5 protein-coding genes are annotated in these 2,401 nt (G+C 63.8%); 3 read left to right on the top strand and 2 right to left on the bottom strand.

The features are described from left to right. Both ACYVDE_RS20395 and ACYVDE_RS20390 read right to left on the bottom strand, forming a co-directional pair. Window positions 1–416 (bottom strand): hypothetical protein (locus ACYVDE_RS20395; protein WP_460503374.1); only part of this gene is annotated, 416 nt, incomplete at its 3' end. A gap of 102 nt (window positions 417–518) precedes the next feature. Further along, window positions 519–983, bottom strand: a complete 465-nt coding sequence (locus ACYVDE_RS20390; RefSeq protein ID WP_460503372.1) for a hypothetical protein — start codon at window positions 981–983, stop codon at window positions 519–521. Window positions 984–1,089: 106 nt separating this feature from the next. Here ACYVDE_RS20390 and ACYVDE_RS20385 point away from each other — a divergent pair, with 106 nt between their 5' ends. The 3 genes from ACYVDE_RS20385 to ACYVDE_RS20375 form a co-directional block, all read left to right on the top strand. Continuing rightward, on the top strand, window positions 1,090–1,605 hold the full coding sequence (locus ACYVDE_RS20385) for a hypothetical protein (RefSeq protein WP_460503371.1): 516 nt from the start codon (window positions 1,090–1,092) through the stop codon (window positions 1,603–1,605). A 33-nt stretch (window positions 1,606–1,638) separates the two neighbouring features. Then, window positions 1,639–2,061, top strand: coding sequence for a hypothetical protein (locus tag ACYVDE_RS20380; protein ID WP_460503370.1), 423 nt, complete (start codon window positions 1,639–1,641; stop codon window positions 2,059–2,061). 119 nt (window positions 2,062–2,180) lie between these two features. Then, a partial coding sequence (locus ACYVDE_RS20375) for a deoxyribodipyrimidine photo-lyase (protein ID WP_460503369.1) occupies window positions 2,181–2,401 on the top strand: 221 nt, incomplete at its 3' end.

The following is a 2,401-nucleotide window of genomic DNA, read 5'->3' as shown; positions in this document are numbered from 1 at the left end:
TGGGCGGCCAGCGCGGCTTCGAAGGCGGCCTGCTCGTTGTCTTCCAAGCCAGCGTTGGGCGGCAGCTGCAGGGCCGGGCCGTCGTAGAGCACGCCGGTAAGTTGCTCAATCAGCTCGGCTACCGCCTGGAAGCCGGCCGCGACTTCGGCCACGGTACCGGGGTAGCTTTCGTGCAGCACCAGGTTGGCGCTCAGGCGCAGGGCCTGAAGCTGGTGACGCAGGCGGCCCGTCAGCTCGTGCTCGTAGGCCACGAAGCCGATGGCTTGGCTGAGGTTGCCGAAACTCACGCCGCGGCGCTTGTATTCGTCACGCAGCACGGCTTCGAGCAGCTTGCGCAGGCGCGGGAGCTGGTCGGCGGGCGTGGCGGCGGCATCGGAAGCGAGGGCCGCAAGGCGTGGGAAATAGCGGGCAGGCATGAGCGTGGGCGGTAGAATAAGGTTAAAATTACCGCACGCGCCGGGATATTGCCGCAGCCCGGGGCGGGCGCGAAGCGTATTTGCGTCCGCCCCACCCGCCCGCTACCGGGCCGCCGTGAGGCCGCGCGGAGCAGCCAGCGGGCCTTCCTCGTACATATTCAGGTACAGCCGGAGCGGCTCTTTACGGCCCTTCCAGCTCACGGAATATACATCGAGCTGGCCTTCGTTATCGACGCCGCCATCGCCGATTTTGAAGGCGCAGCAGCTGCCTTCGTGCTCGTAGCGAAGCGCTTCGCCGCGCGGGCCGAGCAGGGCGTTGAGGTAGCGCTGCTGGTTGCGCACGCCGGCTTCTTTGCCGCCGCCCACCCGCACCGGGTTATTTGCCGTAAAGCCGTAGGTTTCGTCCTGGCTCGATTCCTGAATCAGGAACGGCAGTACGCCGCTGGCCCCGCGCTCGTGCAGCCCCTCCGATACGGCCCCGCCGTAAGTGGGCGGCGTTTTGGGCCGGGCGGCTTCGCAGCCGGCCAACGCCAGCAGGCCCAGCAGGGCCATGCTGCTTTTTTTCATAAGCTGAATTTTCTTCATGCACGCATCTTTTTTTTCCGGTTCGACCAAAGTAGCTAGCCTGAACCGGATTTTGCTGTCGGGGGCTTTAACCCTGGGCTCCGGTCTTTTGTTGAGCTTAACCGCCGCCGCCCAGGATCCGGCCGCCGCGCCCGACCCGCGCCTGCCCGCCCTGCTCAGCGAGCGCAAGACCCTCACCGACCGCTACCGCGAGGCCAGCGCCCAGCGCCACAGCCTGTTCGGGAACAAGCCCTCCAAAAAGGACCTGCAGGAAGTGGTGGACGCCCTGCAGGGCATCGTGGACAAGGACCAGCAGATTGTGGACGTACTCAACGAAACCGCCACCAAAGCCACTACCACTTCGGCCCGGCTGGCCGCCACCACCACCCACCTCGAAACCAGCTCGCGCGACGACCGCAACCTCACCGCCCAGCGCCTATCGGAGCTCACCAACGAAGCCGAAAACCTGCGCCAGCGCGAAAAGCAGAACATCGCCCGCCAGCGCGACCTCGAAGCCGAAGTGGCCGAAGCCAAACAGGGCCACTTCGTGCGCGACGCCCTGATTGCGGGCCTGGCCGTGCTGTGCGTGGGGCTGGTAGTGGCTTTGCGTCGGCGGCGCAATTAGTAAGTGGTTGAATTACCTAACGCCCTTTGCATTATGCCTGATTACGCCGCAATGGGCCACGCTGAGCAAATGGGACCGCAGCTGCGCGAGATGGTGGAGCAGCTCTTGCTACGCGACCTGCGGCACTATGGAATTGACCCCACGGGCTTACGTTTCGACTGGTCAGATGCATGTGTTGAAGGCCACGGCACTACCCATCTCGATGGCCGCGTGGAGAATTATTCTGGAATTGCCCTGTTCGTGCCAGCGGGCAGCATCCGGGTAGAAGGGTGGATGGAGTTTATTCACAGCGAGAACTTTTTCCTGGCCTACTGGGAAACGCTGTTCGAATGCACCTTAGACCTGTATGAGGGCCCGGGCAGCCGTGCATTGAAAGTAAAGCTTGGTATTCCTCCCCATGTCTGGGAGCAGATTCCTCTGGCATTGCGGCCCCGGTTTGAGTCGGACCGAATGTAAGTGGTCGAAAAACTGCGCATCATCAGTAGCCCGGCAGCACCAGTGGTTTGAATCTGGCCACAGCGCGGGAAGGAATGCCCGTACGGTTGTTAGCCAGCCAAACTGCTCTGCTTGCTCCTATGACTGTCCTCTACTGGCTGCGCAACGACCTGCGCCTGCACGATAACGAAGCCCTAACCGCCGCCGCGGCGGCCGCCACTACCCTGCTGCCCGTGTACTGCTTCGACCCGGTGCAGTTGGGCCCCGATGCCTACCTGGGCCTGGCGCGTACCGGTCCGCACCGCCTGCCCTTCCTGCTCGAAACGCTGGCCGACCTGCAACGGCGCTACGCCGCGCTGGG

Source organism: Hymenobacter agri (assembly GCF_054778495.1).
The sequence above is the reverse complement of the archived record's forward strand: the minus strand, read 5'-3'. Positions and strand labels throughout refer to the sequence as shown.

What these genes read in the sequence shown, in the direction of transcription:
- ACYVDE_RS20390 (WP_460503372.1), bottom strand. Translation starts at nt 983, where the DNA reads ATGAAAAAAAGCAGCATGGCCCTGCTGGGCCTGCTGGCGTTGGCCGGC.
- ACYVDE_RS20380 (WP_460503370.1), top strand. Translation starts at nt 1,639, where the DNA reads ATGCCTGATTACGCCGCAATGGGCCACGCTGAGCAAATGGGACCGCAG.